Here is a 16022-nt window from a genome sequence, read left to right as displayed (position 1 = left end):
TTATTCTGACATAATGTATGTTATGGACACGATGGGACAAAGATTGCGAGAAGCACGGCTGAAAGCGGGCTTTTCATCTGCGACGAAAGCTGCGGATGCAATTGGCGTGAGCCATTCGACCTATCGGGCACACGAAAACGGGCAGAATGATTTTAGCCCTGAGGACGCGGCAATTTATGGCCGAAAATTCGGCGTAAGCGCTTCTTATCTTTTGACAGGTGAGAATGCCGCAAAACACAAGATTGTATCGAGTTTTGACCCTGATATTCCTGACCGGATTGATAGTGATGTTAAAACAAGGTTGCAATTGAAAGATGGTGAAATTCCCGAAATTGATGTCAAGGCGGGCATGGGGGCCGGCGGGGAAATTATGATCGTCAACGGTGCCAAGAATGCTGTTCAAATTTCAACTGAAGTAATAAGGGATTTTTGGCGTTTGCCGGAAAGCCTCTTGGCAAAACTCAATGTTGTTGCGTCGAATGTTGCAGTCCTTCCCGCTTATGGCGATAGCATGTCGCCCACCATTCATGATGGCGATGCGGTGTTTATCGACATATCGCACCGTGTTCCGTCACCTCCGGGAATTTATGCACTGGCAGACGAGCTTGGCGGCGTTATTATCAAGCGGCTGGAAATTGTCTCCCGTCCCGGTGCGGATGAAATCGAGGTCGAGGTCATATCGGATAATCCCCACCACAAACCGCGCATTCTGAATTTAAGCGAAATCACCATTCTTGGCCGCTATATCGGCCGTTTTACGCGCTAAAAAAATTGGCATAAAATTGGCGCCAAAAGCATCGGCATGTCAAAGCTTATGTTTATCCAAGGCTGGCATCCGAGCCTTATAGTCGAGGAAATATCGTCACAAGAACATATCCAAGACCAAAAGTTTTCGTGCACCCGATCATTCATTTAAAGGCCGATATTTTTAAGCCCGATATTTTAGCACCCGATTTAACGGTGCGATAATTGTCGGGCTTCATCTGATGAGGCAGAATTTTTAACAAGTCGATTTTCTCACACTGCATGTCTTGATGTGAGTTTTGAAGCTACCAGATTATTTCAAACACAGCTTTCCATTGGCAGATTTTCCCCAGTCTGATTTTTCAATATCTGATTTTCCAACATCGTGTTTCTTGATGCGCTATTTATTGCTGTCGGAAAAAGTCAAACAAAAGTCCGCCGGATTCCCTCACACCGGATGGAGCCGGTCGGGCGCATAATTTTCCAATGTCAAATTGGCAATGCGATCGTTCGAAGCGCAATAATTTTAAATCCATATTGCCGTTGTCAAAATTGCTTTTGCTCGATCACGTTATTGAAAACGGGGTGATAAATTATCCTTTGTCAATGGCATCACGCTTTATTTTTATCTCCCGATTTTTTTAAACATCGGTTGCTTTCACGCTCAACTTGTAGATGTTCGAGCTTCCGTTGCCGGATAAACCGGAAGACTTATGTTTAAAATGCTTTGTTGACCGCTATTTTCACTTCTCCCCATATGCAGTTCATTTTCGATCAACTCCAAAACAACAGAGCCTATAAGACTTTTTGTTGTTCTGATTGGCTTGTCGCTCCAATTGGAAGTAACTTTCATTTAAAAATCCATTATTTCGCGGGGAATTTCGGCGGTATTTTTCGTCTTTTCCAATTAATTGTCCGGTTCAACTTTCATGTTATGCGGCAACCATCCGGTTTTTTTAAAAAATATAAAAGTCCAAAGAAAAACCATTAAAACAACCAACTCTTAATCATCAAACGATTCGCTATCCTCATAAATCCCGTATATGTCAACATGAAAAGTGTTGACATTATTCATGTCATTTTTTTACGATTCCTCATTAAGTGTGTTGAAGCTTATGGCGTTTCTGTCAAAACAGGCGAGGGGTGGGCGGGATGAAAAAGCCTAAAAATCATCGAAAAACTCTAAAGCCGCAAACCGGATTTCTTCGACCCGCTGATGACCAAAAAGGCTCGCCCGACAATGGTTCAAGCACTGACGAAGAAATACAACCGCCATTCGGTAAAACTGACCTTTCTTGCAAAGAAACAAGTCGCGCAGAAATAGATCAAGAGAAAAGCAAACTTGTCAATGTAACAAGTAAAACTTTGAATGGTCTAAAATCCGCAGGGCTACATCAAAAAAATCGGGTTAACCAAGCCGAAAATGCAGGAAAAAAGCGCAAGGAAAAAGAACACTTCTCGTGGGGTGATATAAAGCCTTTTTTGAAAAGCCTGAAAAACCATTCGCGGGCAGAAAAAGTCATGGCACTGGCATGGAAACTTTATCGTTCAAGCCCGATGACGGATGAGACATTCGACCAGTTGCGGTTTGCTCTTTTCATGCGCACGGCTCAAGTAGAAGTAGACCACGAAAACGACCCGCCAATTACCATGAGCCGTGAAGAAATCCTCTTTATCGGTTCCGACTGCGCCACCAGACCGGACGAATGCTAATTGGCAGCGCCTTTCTTTTTTCTCAACGGATGAAGCAAAATAGCGTTAAATAGACTTCTCTAAAGAGATTGCATTGTTTCATCGCATAGTAGGTTCACTGATAAAGCCACCCTGAACCGGCTTAAAAATGAATGAAATATATATAGTCTCCCGACTTCTATCATAGGTTTATTATGCGTTCTACCGGTATCTTAATCACCTAACGCTTCGTTACTCGCGAAGGGGGGGGTACCGATTTTATCGAATGATGACCAACAACGTCATTTTGCTTGATTGCTTTTATAAAAGCCAACAACGCCAATCGCTTTCAATGGATATTTTAGTAGTGTAATGACATTCTACACGATATAAATAAAACTGATGGTGCAAAATGTACTTTTTCTAAACAAAACTATGGATTTGAAAGAACGTATAAAAAATTCGCGCATTGCAGCGAAGATGACGCAAGAAGAGTTAGCAAGAGCCGTTGGCAAGACACGTAACGCTGTAGCCCAATGGGAGTCTGGGGCGGCTCACCCGCGCCCGAATACCCTAGAAGATATTGCCGGAGCACTTAATGTCTCAATTGATTGGCTTCTTACCGGTAACACTCCGAATGTTGCTGGAATTGAAACGACCCGAACAAATAGCAAAATGAGCGATGTGAAGTTCAATAATAGTACTTTACCGCCGCGCCAATACATGCTGCAGGACGTTCCGGTGATGGGAACTGCCGCTTGTAACACTGACAACGGTTCATTCAAACTCGATTCATCAATCATTGATTACGTTCATAGGCCCCCCGCTCTGTTGATGACCAAGGGTCTATATGCCTTATACGTCGAAGGGGACACTATGGAACCACGTTTTAATGCTGGTGATCTGGTTTTTGTCCACCCGCATAAACCGGTGCGTATTGGCGATTCAGTTGTGGTGCAGATTGCCAAAACTATAGATGAACCAATCAAGGCCATGATTGCCGTTTTGGCGAAACGAACATCGCACGAAGTGTTTCTAAAGAAATACAACTCCGAAAAAATCATCAGTTTTGATAATGCGAATATTGTGTCTATTCATAAAATATTGGAAATGAGGGAATTATTCGGTCGCTAATGCGCGCGGCGTTGCGCCATGTTGATAAAAATGTAGGCTACAGGGCGGTTTAAAAAATGGGTGTAGAGCACAACCCTTGCCGACACTCTGTTATGAATGTGTAGGAGGAAATTTTGTCACAACCACAAACTTTGGACGACTGGCGTGTGCGTTTGGCACAAAAAATCGAAGAGAGCGGCAAATCGATGCGCGCGATTTCTCTCGCTATCGGCAGAGGTCCCGGCTATGTCTTTACAATTATGAAAGACAGGAAGAACCCTACGGCCGAGACACTCGCGGAAATATGTACAGAAGTCGGCACAAGCTTGTCTTTTGTGTTATATGGCTTCGATATTTCTGCCGAGGATGAGAAATTCATCAAGCTTTTTTCACAGGCCTCACCTGACATGCGAGCTGCAATCTTGACGCTTTTGCGCGCAATAACCGGCGCAAAATGAATAAAATATCTGGTCTCTCTTCGGCACTTTTCTGTAAAAAACGATCGAAGAATGAACGAGGCGGTTGTGGTCAGTTCTCAGGGCTTTTGTGGCTCTGGACTAACGCCTCAACCATCGCAATGATCGCTCGTTGCCATTCGGGCGAAACAGCGTCAAACATAGTTATTAAATGCTGTTTCCTGCTATCAGGGAAAATCGACGGCATCATATTGTCTGGCCATTTACCAAAAAAATCGACTATCTTCAAAAACTCTTCCACCCGCATTGAACGGGGTTCTTTGCCAGCCTCCAGGTTCAACAAGCGCGTTAATTGGGTAGGGGTTATCTTTAAATAATCTGCCAGCTTTTTCTTGGCGCCTCGGGGCATAGTAACTAATTGGTCTTTCACCCACGATTTTATTTTATTTTCCAAATCCATTTTATTTTGAGTATCCAATTCATTTCCCTGTCATCAAAATACAACCGTCGCCGCATTGTAAGAGCTATCCTACAAGAAAAAATATCCGAAAAATAATTTTTGCTTTTGGTTGATGAACAGTTTGAATGTGCACATAGTTTACGTAAACTTGATTGAATGTCACGAAGAAGCAAGAGCCGATCCGTCATTACTTGGGCGATGAGAATATATGCAATGAACGGAGACAATGAGTTATTTGTTAGCGCCATGAGAAGCTTCACAAAATCTGCCAATGTTTCCGGAAAATCGTTTTGCTTGAGGGGGTAAAGCCTTTTTTGAAAAGTCTGAAGAACCATTCTTGGGCAGAAAAGGTCATAGAGCTTGCATAAAAACTCTGTCGTTCAAACCCGTACCGGTTTCCCATGATGCTGATGGTTTGCTGCTTTTAACGTTTTGTGTTCCGGTTTTAAAAGTTCGTTTCCACTGGTTTCCGGTTTTACCTGTTTCGGCTAATCCGCTTTGTCTTGAATGCCGAGCTGCCGCTATTCCCCAAATCCGTTTTAAAAGTTCACTCCCACCGTTTTCCGACTTTATAGGTTTCGGCCATTGCGCTTCATGTTAAACGCAGAGCTGCTGCCATTCCTCACTCCGATTTCTCATCCGAAAACACAAGCATTCGGAAAATGCAGTTTTTAGAAAAATAAGCAGTCGTGCGGTCTATGCCAGAAGCAATTATCTCCGCGCTGGCGGGAAGCTTTTCGGCATATAAGTGGCAGTCGGCTGATCGGTCAAAATCTCGTTTTGCCGTGAAGCATTGGATTGAGCAGTGGCAAGTTGTTCGGCAGCTTTTCCGTTTGTGGAAGTGCCGCCGTTCCGGTTCAGAATTTCTTTGATATCGTTGAGTTCACTGTCAACCTCGGAAGAGGCTTCACCATCTTTCCCGAAATAGACATCAAGCTTTTGGTCAACTTCTTCCGCCTTTTTTGAAGATGGGTCAGCCATTGCCTCGACAATGTCTTCCGCCTTCAAGCCTAATTTATCAAGGCCGAGCCTTTTAGTGATGCCTTCCATAAATTCTTCATAACCTACCGGGTCTTGAGATTTCATGTAAGCCAATTTGCCGCGGATAAAATTGGCCAGACGTTTGAGATCTGCTCCACCTTTATCAAGATCAACGCCAACGCTCCTTGCTATTTCTCTCAGTATTTTTGCTTTGAATTCGGTTTTGCTCATACGGCTATTATCAAATACCGTAGCGCCTGCTATCTTGCTGCGGATTTTGTCATAGGTCGATTTTTCTTCCGCTTTCAAAGGAGAGCCTGTTTCTTTGGCTTTAAAAATCTGTTCCGTGGTCGTGGGAGCGCGTTTGGCCTGTTGTTCGACCTGATCAATTCTCTCTTGCAAGATTTTGACAGAAGCGAATTTCAAATTCTGGACCGGCGTCAGTGCCATGATAGTCTCTCCCACAATTTACTCGTGTTACAGTAGTCGGGCTACATCAATCTCTTAATAGATCATGTATTATTAGATTATTATTTTACACGTTAATTTTTTGAAAGTAAAGTTTCAATATAAAACATGAAATTCCTGCGCCGGCATTGAAGTTAAAAACAACATATCGAGAGAAATGTTTAACTCTGTTGGAAGATTGCGAAAATCTATTTTGCCAAAATTCCAAATGACACTATTTATTTTGAATAAAAGCAGGCAGCCAAAAAGCCGCTTTTCAAAAGCAATAGGATAATTTCGAGAATATCAACTAAAAACAAAATGTTAGGTAATACTTGCGCTTTAAAGGGAAGTCCTTTTTGTGAAAGCCGGAGCGGTCTTCAAAGGAGAGATAGGCTTCCAGAGCACAGTTTTATGGGCGAAACCGTGTCAGCTCACGGGCAGATTTCATCCGGTTACACAATTTTGATGGAGCACAATTATTTTTCATTGAATAGAAGAAAAACTGCCCACAATTTACCATTTTTACCGCACATGACATGAGCAGAAGTCGATCGTCATAAATTTGGCAGGAATTTTTCAGAAGTTCGTTTTTTGTTTATCTTATTGAAACTGTTCATTGCTTAAATGGCATGGCATAGTTTTCTCTGAAGGGTTATCAAGAGTGGAATCGGTTGTCGTGATATTGATATTGCTGGTCGCTGTTATCATCAGCGGCGCAATATCGCGCGCGCTTCCATTGCCCATTCCGCTACCGCTTATCCAGATTGCTGTCGGTGCAGTGGTTTCTCTTGCTGGCGACATGGGCGTAAAATTGCGGCCGGAAATGTTTTTCCTGCTGTTTTTACCGCCGCTTTTATTTCTTGACGGTTGGCGCATCCCGAAAGATGGTTTGAAGCGCGACCGCTGGACAGTGCTTGAAATGGCACTGGGGCTTGTTGTCTTTACCGTTCTGGGAGTCGGCTTTTTCACCTATTGGATGATTCCGGCCATGCCGCTTTCGGTCGCTTTTGCGCTTGCTGCCATTGTTTCGCCAACCGACCCTGTGGCCGTTACAGCAATTGCCAAACGCTCTCCTATCCCGAAGCGCCTGATGCATATTCTGGAAGGTGAATCCCTGTTGAATGATGCGTCCGGTCTTGTCAGTATGCGCTTTGCTGTGGCAGCCGCCATGACCGGCTCCTTTTCGCTCATTGCGGCTTTCGGAACCTTTTTGTGGACCGCCGTTGCCGGTCTTATTATCGGGGCGGCAACCACCTTCTGCGTCACTTGGGTGAGCAATTTCTGGAACAATAAATTCGGCGAGGAAACAGGTTCACATATTCTCATAAGCCTGCTTATTCCTTTTGCCGCCTATCTTGCCGCCGAACAGGTGGATGCATCGGGAATCCTTGCCGCCGTTGCTGCCGGTATTTCCATGAGCTTTACCGAAGACAGTCTGCGCAATCTTGCTTTGACGCGCATTCGCAGGCTTGCTGTCTGGGACACAGTGCAATTTGTTGCCAATGGTGTCATTTTCGTCATTTTGGGTGAACAGCTTCCCCATATTGTAAGCGGCGCGGCAATCGTGGTTCAGGAAACCGGACACCATGAACCGGTCTGGCTTGTGGCCTATGTCATTTTAATCAATCTGGCACTCGCCGTACTCAGATTTATCTGGGTTTGGGTTTCTCTGCGTTTTACGCTTGCCCGTGCCTATCGGCGCGGTTTCAAACCTTTCGTGCCAAGCTGGCGGCTCGTTGCTGTGACATCGCTTGCCGGTGTTCGCGGCACGGTAACCCTTGCCGGTGTTTTGACCTTGCCGCTTTTTCTCCCCGACGGTTCGCCTTTTCCCGCCCGCGACCTTGCAATATTCCTTGCCACCGGCGTTATTCTGATTTCGCTTGTCATGGCAAGTGTGTCTTTGCCATTCCTCCTCAAAGGTCTGGAATTGCCGCCCGAACCTTCCCATCAGAAGGAAGAAGAGCGCGCCCATATTGCGGCTGCCGAAGCGGCTATCAAAGCGGTTGAACAGGCGGTGCACAATTGGGGTGAAGGCCGCAGCGATGCCGACCTTTATACAAGTGCGGGTGCGCGTGTCATGGCGAACTATCGTGATAGATTGGCCGACCAGAATATTTCGGATGCCGATGCGATCAACACGCACAAGATTGCCGAAATCGAACGGCGTTTGCGCCTCGAAGCTTTGAAAGCCGAACGCCAAACCTATTTTGCTTTTGGCCGTCGTCACCAGCTTTCGGAAGAAACAACCGCAAAATTGATCCGCGAAGTCGATCTTCTGGAAACACGTTTTTCAAATGGCTAAGGAACACATTTTGGAACCGGCTTATTGCCCGGCCTCTCCAAACCGGTAGGGCGGAAGTGTGCGGCCTAAATGGTAGAAAAGACTAGCCAAAAAAGAACAGCCAAAAACAGATAGCAGCGTTTAAGATTTTTTGGCTTTTCCGCTTGTTAGCCGCAAGCCGCCTGTCAACACAGCGAGTAAAAAACAGATTGTGCCGCACCACAAAGCATAGCGCGAGCCGTAATGGGAAGAGACAATCAGGAAGAATGCAACAAGTGTACTTCCCACCGATTGGCCAATAAGCCTTGCTATGCCCATAATACCACCGGCAGCGCCACTTCTGTCGGCAGGGGCGGAAAGCATGATAACGCGCTGGTTCGGCGCATTGAAAAAGCCCATGCCGCAACCACACACCATCATGCAGATCACAATCACAAGAACCGGCGTTCCCTCGCCAAGAAGGCTTAACGAAAACATGCCGCTTGCACATAAGAGCATACCGATAGCCACAAGCAGAACCGGTGAAAAATGGTCGGAAAGCCGGCCGGTAAAGGTTGAAGTGAGTGCCGCACAAGCAGGCCACGGCGCAATGAGAAAGCCGGTGGCAAACTGGCTTTTATGCATCAACATCTGGAACGAAAAGGGAAGCGCTACAAAAGCAATCCCTTGCGCGATAAAGGCAAAAAGGACGGCAAGAATGGAAAGGGTAAAAATCCGCGAGGAAAAAAGATCAAAGGCGAGAAACGGGGCAGGGTGGTTTTTCTGGCGGATGATAAGGGCGGCAATTGCCACAAATGAAATGACAAAGGTTGGAATAATCATGGAAAGCGGCTGGCGGTGCGCACATTCACCAATGCCGAAAATGAGAGCGGCAAAACCGATACCGCAAAAACAGGCGGCAAGATTGTCAAAACGATAGTGGCTCAAAGGCGTTTTAGGGAGTGAATGGAAGGAAATAGCAAGCGCCACAAGGCCAAGCGGAACATTCATCAAAAACAACCAGTGCCAGGTGGTAAACCACAAAATAAGCGAGGCGAGTGTCGGCCCCAAAGAAAAGCCCACCCCCATGCAAATGGCATTGATACCAAGCCCGACACCCAGTTTCTGCGGCGGAAAGGTAAAGCGGATAAGAGGAAGGTTGGTACTCAATATTCCGGCCGCACCAATACCTTGCAAAATGCGTGCACCAACCAGCGTTGGAAGCGACCATGAAAGCCCGCAAAGAAGCGAAGCAAGGGTGAAAACCATGAGCCCGACAATGAAAATAATGCGAAAACCGGTCACTTCGCCAAGGCTTGCGAAGGGAAGAGTCATTGCAACCATGGCGAGAAGATAGGCTGTCACCGCCCAAACAGTTGAAGCTTCGCTGGTTTTGAATTCCTGTGCAATTGTGGGAAGGGCGGTATTGGTAATGCCGGTGTCGATCATTGCCATAATAACGCCGAGGCAAATCGCAAAAATAGCGGCCAATTTATAGGATTTCGTTATGTCTGCATTTCTATTCACGTGCCATGTCTCTTTAACAATGCGAACTTCAACCTTGTGTCAGCCGTCTTTCCGGCCAAGCTTTTTGCCCCCCACGACTATAAACATGAATAGGCTCTAAAAGCATAAGAATATTTTTGTGAAGAAAATCATTCCAACACATTTTTCAGGCAATTGTTTTTTGCCCTTATTTTCTTACGTTTTATTGTTCTTCGACCGTTTTATTGATTTTTCCCTATTTATTCTTTTTTACCCGTCTTTTCGCCTACAATGTTTCTGAATTGTTTGACCGGTCGCTTTTTAAAGATTTTTGATCTTTTTCACCCTTAAAAGTTTTCGGGGGCAGAGTTTTTTGAGGTCGATCTAGCGGTAATAAACGGCGATTTTCTGCCCGTCTATATCTTTGACCTTGATGTCGATGTCATAAATTGCCGAAAGGATTTCATCTTTCATGATATTTTCGGGTGCACCGGAATAAACGAGTTTTCCTTCTTTCAAAGCAATGATGAGATCGGAATAGCAGGAGGCGAAATTGAGATCATGCATCACCATAATAATGGTTTTTCCCAATTCGTCGGCAGCATTACGAAGCCGCTTCATCATTGAAACGGCATGGCGCATATCAAGATTGTTCAATGGCTCGTCAAGCAGGATATAATCGGTGTTTTGCGAAATCACCATGGCAACAAAAGCGCGTTGTCTCTGCCCGCCCGACAATTCATCAAGAAAACGTTTGCGATAAGGGTCAAGCCCCAGATAGCTTATGGCATTATCGACAAATGTCTTGTCTTCTTTTGTCAAGACACCATGCGAATAGGGGTAGCGGCCGAAGCTTACAAGATCTTCCACGGTAATGCGCGCTGTAAGCGTGTTTTCCTGTCGCAAAATAGAAAGCCGTTTGGCAAAATCGGCTCCTTTTGCCTTTGTCACATCAATCCCGTCAACCGTAATTTTCCCCTTTGTGATCGGCAGCAGGCGGCTTATCATAGTTAGAAGTGTGGATTTACCCGCACCATTGGGGCCGATAATCGAAACCATTCCGCCTTTCGGGATTTGAAGCGACAAATCCTCGATAATGCTATTGTCGTCATAGCTTTTGGATACATGGCTAATTTCAATCATCTCAATTTCCCCTTGATGAGCAGGGTCAAAAACACAATGCCGCCGACAAATTCGATAATAAAGCTCAACCGGCTTGCCATATTGAAAAGCTGTTCGAGAATGAATTGGCCGCCGACAAGGAAAATAATCGAAAGCAGAATGGCAACCGGTAACACGCTCATATGTTTGGCTGTCGGCGTAAACTGGTAGGCAAGGCTTGCAACCAGAAGGCCGAAAAAGGTGACCGGCCCCACAAGTGCAGTTGAAACGGCAACCATAATCGAAACCAGCACAAGAATGCGTGAGACGGCCTGTTTATAATCGACACCGAGATTAATTGCCATATCGCGCCCCAGTGCCAGCACATCGAAAAGATAGCGCATACGCCAGCCGATCAGGGAAACAATCACAACAATAATCACTGCAATGCCAATGAGATTGGTGTTGAAGCGGTTGAAATTGGCAAACATTACATCGGTGAGATTGACCGCCTCGTCGGGGTTCAATTGCAATTGCAACAACATGCGCAAGCTGAAAAACAGGCCGCCAAACACAACGCCGATCAAAAGCGTCATGTGCAGTCCCTTGATGGTTCCAGAAAAGAGCCATGTGAAAAGGCTTGTCGAAAACAGTGTGAGAATAAGTGCCACAGCGATGAAGCGCACCTCGTCGCTTACCCCGTAAATAACGGTCGAGCCGACAAAATAAACCACCACCGTCTGGATGAGAATATAAAGCTGGTCAAAGCCCATAATCGAGGGGGTAAGAATGCGGTTGTTGGAAACCGTCTGGAAAAGCACCGTCGAGACAGCAATGGTATAGGCAATCAGAATAAGCGAAACGAGTTTTCCCAAACGGAACGGCCAGATCACAACCGACATATTCCATGAAAGATAAAGCGCAATAAAAATGGCAGCAACAACACCAAGGCCGATAAGAAGAGGCAGTGTCGAGCGGATTTTTTTTGATTGTTCGGGCTTGCTGAAGCTCAAATCTGCGGAGCCACTGCCGGTAATAGCCGTTTTGAAAGAATTTGCGTCATCCGTGCTGATAAAGCCGGATAGAGCTGCGGCATTTTCCCTATTTGCTTTCTTTCTTGCTTGCCCGTCTGTTTCCTTGCCCGCGTCTTTTTCTAAATTCTTGCCTAAATCCCTGTCGGTTTCCTTGTCTAAATTCTCGGTCGGGATTTTGACTTCGGCTTTCTTGTTCAGGATGTTGACTTCGTCAAGGCCTGCCTCGCCAATTCCGGCTTCGCCAATATCTTTTTCGTCAATTTCTGCTTCGACAATATCTGCTTGAACAGAAGCATTTTTTTGTTCATCCGGCGTGCTGGCATCCGTTTCGATAATTTCTGTTTTTGTAAAATTATCCTCGCCAATTGCAGTTTCGATATTATCGGTTTCAAGAAGGCCGGCTGTAGCAATGCCGGGCTCAACCGCATTTGTTCCGGCAACGTCTTTTCCGGCCGCATTTTCTGGCTTCTCACCTTTTAAAGCGGGCTTGTTATTTTTCGGTGTTTTTCTAACCAAGGCGCTTTCTCCATTTCAAGAGAAGTGCGATAAAAAGCACACTACCAAGCACGCCCATAATGGTTCCAACCGGTATTTCTGCCGATTTGCTCATCAACCGGCCGAGAATGTCGCAGGTCAAAACCAGTCCCGCACCTGTTATCATGACAAAAGGTGCTGTGCGGCGCATATTGTCGCCCATGACAATGGAAACGATATTGGGCACAACAAGGCCGATAAAGGGAATCCGCCCGACGGTGCAGATAACGGTTGCCGTTATCATGGAAATAATGACAAGGCCGAAAAGCATCACTTTTTTATAATCAAGGCCGAGATTACTGGAAAAATCCTCTCCAAAACCGGCAACGGTAAAACGGTCGGCCGCAAGATAGGCAACAAGGCAAAGTGGCAGCGACAGCCATAATAATTCATATTTGCCTTCAACCACCATGGAAAAGCTGCCGAAAAGGTAGGATTGCAGCGAAGGCAACAGCATTTCCTGATCGGCAATGCCATTTGTGAGCGCGCCAATCACATAGCCGAGCATGATACCCGTCAAGGGCACAATCAGTACGGATTTAAGCGGGATTTGCCGCAACAAAAACATGAAAATGAGCGAGCCGAAAAGAGCAAACAAGGCGGCCACCAGCATTTTCAAAATCACATCAAGACCGGGGGCAAATATCATCACCACAAGGATGCCGAGCGAGGCCGATTCAACGGTTCCCGCTGTTGAAGGTTCAACAAAACGGTTCCTTGTTAGCATTTGCATAATCATGCCGGCAAGGGCAAGAGAAGCGCCTGAAAGAATAAGCGCAATGGTGCGCGGAACACGGGTTTGGAAAAATACAAGGAAGCTGTGCTCGTCACCGGCAAGAAGGCCGGAGAGGGTAACACTGGAAAACCCCAGAAACATACTGATAATCGACAGGACGATAATAACCGTTATGCCAATAATAAGAGAGCGCACTTCAATCTTTACCCGATTAAAAAACATCAGAAGCCGGCAGACCAATCTGCTGCTTCCGATGTTTAAGCGTTAAAGCTGAAAACAATCAACCCGTTTCATGACTTTTTCAGTCAACAACAGGCTAAATGCTTATTTTGCTTTTGAAAATACGTCATCAAGTTGATCGGCTGTCTCATGAAGACCCGAAAGCCCACCACCGATAAGATACCAGTTTTGCGGGTCGAGATAAACGATATGCTTGTTCTCGGCCGCTTTGGTTTTGTTGATAAGGGCATTATCAAGCAATTTTGCAGCCGATTCCCCTTCGCGGCCAATGGCTGCATCACGGTCAATCACAAAGAGCCAGTCCGGATTGGTTTCCAAAATGAATTCGGGTGAAATCATCTGCCCGTGATTGCCCACTTCCAGTTTGTCGTTCGCCGGTTTGACACCAAAACCGGAGTGCAACAGGCCGAAACGCGATCCCGGCCCGAAGGCCGAAATTTTGCCACCGGTGGTCAGAACAAGAAGGCCTGTTCCTTTGTCAGCCGAAACTTTCCTTACCTCTTCAAGCTTTTTGTTAAGGCTGTCGATTTCGTCTTTTGCTTCTTTCTGCTTATTAAAAATCTGGCCCAAAATTGTCACATTGCGGTCAACATCGGCAAGATAATGATTGTTGTTGACGGACAAATCGATTGTCGGAGCAATTTTTGCAAGATCGTTGAATTTCGCTGCCGAACGGTCGGCAATAATGATAAGATCAGGTTTCAGGCTTGCCACTGTCTCGTAATTGGGTTCAAACAAGGTTCCGACCTTGGTGTATTTTGCATCATTATATTGCTCGAGATATTTCGGCTTTATCCCTTCCGGCACACCCACAATATTATCAATTTTTAACCGGTTCATATTGTCGAGCGTGGCAAGGTCGAACACCACAACCCGTTTCGGACTATCGGGAATAGAGGTTTCACCGGCGGCATGTTTGATGACAACATCGGCACTTGCCGGTGATTGAAATGACAAAACGGAAGCCAGTGCACCAAAGAGCAGTGCGGCGAGAGTATTACGTCTATTAATCATTTTTACCTCATTTCTTTTCGACTGGTTGAAGGGAGTTTGTGGGGAAATTTTTGTTGTTTGAAATTTTTTGCATTCAACGCGAAGTGCAGACAGTCTTTGATCGCAGGCGCAAGCATTGTGCCGTGGTTTTTATCGGAAAAGCTGTAAAACGTGTTGTCAACTGCCTTTGCCTTTCTCAAAATCTCTGAAACATCTTTGCCATTCGGGCCGGAATGTAAATCCTTAACCGGCTTTTTATTCGATTCAGTCACATTCTTATGATGGGTTTTAATGCCCGATGTTTCAATCAATAGTCGTGATTTAAAACCCTCCGGCTTATGATAGGCGGCAAGTTTTTCCATAAATTCATGGCCGTTCCACCAGATTGACGGGTCGGCAGCGCAATAGGTAGAAAAACCGTGACTTTCGGCTGATAAAAAACTCTTCATCACAAAAAGCCCGCCAAGCGAATGGCCAAAGAGCGTGACATTGGCGCGATTGACCGGCAATTCCATCAGTATTTCTGGTAAAATCTTTTTTTCGATAAGGCTGCGAAATTCTTCTTCACCGCCGGTTTTTGGCGCTTCCATGCCTTCTCGAAGCGGAATTTTATCGGCAGGTGCATAAGAGGTGAGGTCATAAAAGCGGCGTTTTACAATCTCTTTTTTCTCGTCGGTGGAATAGCCGATTGCCACAATTACGGCATCGGGTGCTTGCCTGATTGCGGGCTTGAATGTCGTGTTGCCATCAAGGAGTAAAACAAGCGGAAAGCCCTCTCTTGGTGCCGGCTTTTCCGGCACAGCAATAAACAGGCGATAGCGCCTTATCTCGCCGTTTTCGTGCCTCTTTCCGGCCTTGATTGTTTCTTCGTTTCTTGGCTGTGCGGTGTTTATCCCTTGATCACTTTTTTCATCAGCATTTTCAAGCACGGCGCTCTCAGAACCGTTACTCCCGGCGCCATGAAACCCGACGCTTGGATTCATTTTACCCGAATTTTCCCCGCCGGTTTTTGTCGGGCTTTCTGCTTTGTTTTTCTTTTCATCTTCTTGGTTGCCAGCCGAATTTTGCGCTTCTTCAGGTACTAACAAAGCAATATGTCCATCCACAAAAGAAACGTCTATATCTTTGGTGAGGATGCGCATTTTTTCTGTATTGTCGTCTTCCGCATTTGCAAAACCACAGGAAAGGCCGAAAAAAAGGCCGAAAAAAAGACTGGCAACAAAAAGAGCAGACATCTTCAAGCGGGAAAATGAAAAGCGGGAAAATGGCGGGGCTTGCAAGCGGCAAACGCCCGCCTGTTCTGCCCGAATATCTCCTGCCTTTTCAGCCGTAACAATTCCTGTCCTTTCAGCCGGAACAATTCCCGTCCTTTCAACCGTAACAATTCCCGCCCGTTCAGCCGGAACATTTTCTGCCTGTTCTGCCCGAATATCTCCTGCCCGTTCAGCCGGAACAATTCCCATTCTTTCTACCCGAACATTTACCCCCTGTTTTTCCCTCACAAAGCGGGGGCTTGAAATAAACCGGCGTGTTCCGGAGAAGCAGCTTTCCAAACTTCGGGCTTCCGCCAAATTTTCAAGTTTTGCCAAAGCCAAAGATTTTTCACGAACAAAAACAATTGCCTGAAAAGGAGAGTTTTCCAGATTTAAAGAATTTGCCGGAGCAAAAACATTCTTTGTAAAAAGACCATTTTCCGGAAACAGGGAAGGCCGGTTTTTAAAAAACCGGCACATGATGTTTTTGATGTTTTTCATCAAACGCGAACTTTCAAAATTGATCCTGTCCTTCAAGAGTTCATCACGCC

The 16022-nt window shown here is 45.8% G+C and carries 14 protein-coding genes; 5 read left to right on the top strand and 9 right to left on the bottom strand.

What is annotated here, in order from left to right; translation table 11 throughout:
* Positions 1 to 31: 31 nt before the first annotated feature.
* Entirely contained in the window at positions 32 to 766 is a 735-nt protein-coding gene (locus tag H3S82_RS09790) for a S24 family peptidase (RefSeq protein WP_246784674.1), read from the top strand.
* 642 nt (positions 767 to 1408) lie between these two features.
* On the opposite strand, the gene H3S82_RS09785 is transcribed toward H3S82_RS09790, so the two are convergent.
* Entirely contained in the window at positions 1409 to 1597 is a 189-nt protein-coding gene (locus tag H3S82_RS09785) for a hypothetical protein (RefSeq protein ID WP_198233536.1), read from the bottom strand.
* A 299-nt stretch (positions 1598 to 1896) separates the two neighbouring features.
* On the opposite strand from H3S82_RS09785, the gene H3S82_RS09780 reads away from it, so the two are divergent.
* From H3S82_RS09780 to H3S82_RS09770, 3 genes are all read left to right on the top strand, one after another.
* A complete protein-coding gene (locus H3S82_RS09780) occupies positions 1897 to 2457 on the top strand; it encodes a hypothetical protein (protein ID WP_198233537.1) in 561 nt (186 codons plus the stop codon).
* A 360-nt stretch (positions 2458 to 2817) separates the two neighbouring features.
* On the top strand, positions 2818 to 3549 hold the full coding sequence (locus tag H3S82_RS09775) for a helix-turn-helix domain-containing protein (RefSeq protein ID WP_198233538.1): 732 nt from the start codon (positions 2818 to 2820) through the stop codon (positions 3547 to 3549).
* A gap of 113 nt (positions 3550 to 3662) precedes the next feature.
* Positions 3663 to 3986 carry an XRE family transcriptional regulator gene (locus tag H3S82_RS09770; protein ID WP_246785267.1) on the top strand — a complete coding sequence of 108 codons (324 nt, stop codon included), beginning with the start codon at positions 3663 to 3665 and terminating at the stop codon, positions 3984 to 3986.
* 70 nt (positions 3987 to 4056) lie between these two features.
* Here the strand turns inward: H3S82_RS09770 and H3S82_RS09765 are convergent, their stop codons facing one another.
* The gene (locus H3S82_RS09765) at positions 4057 to 4422 is read right to left on the bottom strand and encodes a hypothetical protein (protein WP_198237143.1); all 366 of its coding nucleotides are present in this window, start codon (positions 4420 to 4422) and stop codon (positions 4057 to 4059) included.
* A 693-nt stretch (positions 4423 to 5115) separates the two neighbouring features.
* Positions 5116 to 5835 (bottom strand): hypothetical protein, encoded by a 720-nt coding sequence (locus H3S82_RS09760; RefSeq protein ID WP_198233468.1) that lies wholly within the window; start codon positions 5833 to 5835, stop codon positions 5116 to 5118.
* Positions 5836 to 6496: 661 nt separating this feature from the next.
* Here H3S82_RS09760 and H3S82_RS09755 point away from each other — a divergent pair.
* Positions 6497 to 8137 carry a Na+/H+ antiporter gene (locus tag H3S82_RS09755; protein ID WP_198233469.1) on the top strand — a complete coding sequence of 547 codons (1641 nt, stop codon included), beginning with the start codon at positions 6497 to 6499 and terminating at the stop codon, positions 8135 to 8137.
* Between the two features lie 120 nt (positions 8138 to 8257).
* Here the strand turns inward: H3S82_RS09755 and H3S82_RS09750 are convergent, their stop codons facing one another.
* The 6 genes from H3S82_RS09750 to H3S82_RS09725 all read right to left on the bottom strand — a co-directional run bounded on the left by H3S82_RS09750 (position 8258) and on the right by H3S82_RS09725 (position 15972).
* Positions 8258 to 9622, bottom strand: coding sequence for an MFS transporter (locus tag H3S82_RS09750; RefSeq protein WP_198233470.1), 1365 nt, complete (start codon positions 9620 to 9622; stop codon positions 8258 to 8260).
* Positions 9623 to 9964: 342 nt separating this feature from the next.
* A complete protein-coding gene (locus tag H3S82_RS09745) occupies positions 9965 to 10723 on the bottom strand; it encodes an ABC transporter ATP-binding protein (protein WP_198233471.1) in 759 nt (252 codons plus the stop codon).
* On the bottom strand, positions 10720 to 11583 hold the full coding sequence (locus tag H3S82_RS09740) for an iron chelate uptake ABC transporter family permease subunit (RefSeq protein ID WP_198233475.1): 864 nt from the start codon (positions 11581 to 11583) through the stop codon (positions 10720 to 10722). The genes H3S82_RS09745 and H3S82_RS09740 overlap by 4 nt, the downstream gene beginning before the upstream one ends.
* A gap of 640 nt (positions 11584 to 12223) precedes the next feature.
* Entirely contained in the window at positions 12224 to 13207 is a 984-nt protein-coding gene (locus H3S82_RS09735; protein WP_210326689.1) for an ABC transporter permease, read from the bottom strand.
* Positions 13208 to 13309: 102 nt separating this feature from the next.
* Positions 13310 to 14239 (bottom strand): siderophore ABC transporter substrate-binding protein, encoded by a 930-nt coding sequence (locus H3S82_RS09730; protein ID WP_198233472.1) that lies wholly within the window; start codon positions 14237 to 14239, stop codon positions 13310 to 13312.
* Positions 14240 to 14241: 2 nt separating this feature from the next.
* Positions 14242 to 15972 (bottom strand): alpha/beta hydrolase, encoded by a 1731-nt coding sequence (locus H3S82_RS09725; RefSeq protein WP_198233473.1) that lies wholly within the window; start codon positions 15970 to 15972, stop codon positions 14242 to 14244.
* Positions 15973 to 16022 lie beyond the last annotated feature (50 nt).

It is taken from the genome of Bartonella sp. M0192, assembly GCF_016102305.1.
GTDB classification, from domain to species: domain Bacteria; phylum Pseudomonadota; class Alphaproteobacteria; order Rhizobiales; family Rhizobiaceae; genus Bartonella; species Bartonella apihabitans.
The sequence above is the reverse complement of the archived record's forward strand: the minus strand, read 5'-3'. Positions and strand labels throughout refer to the sequence as shown.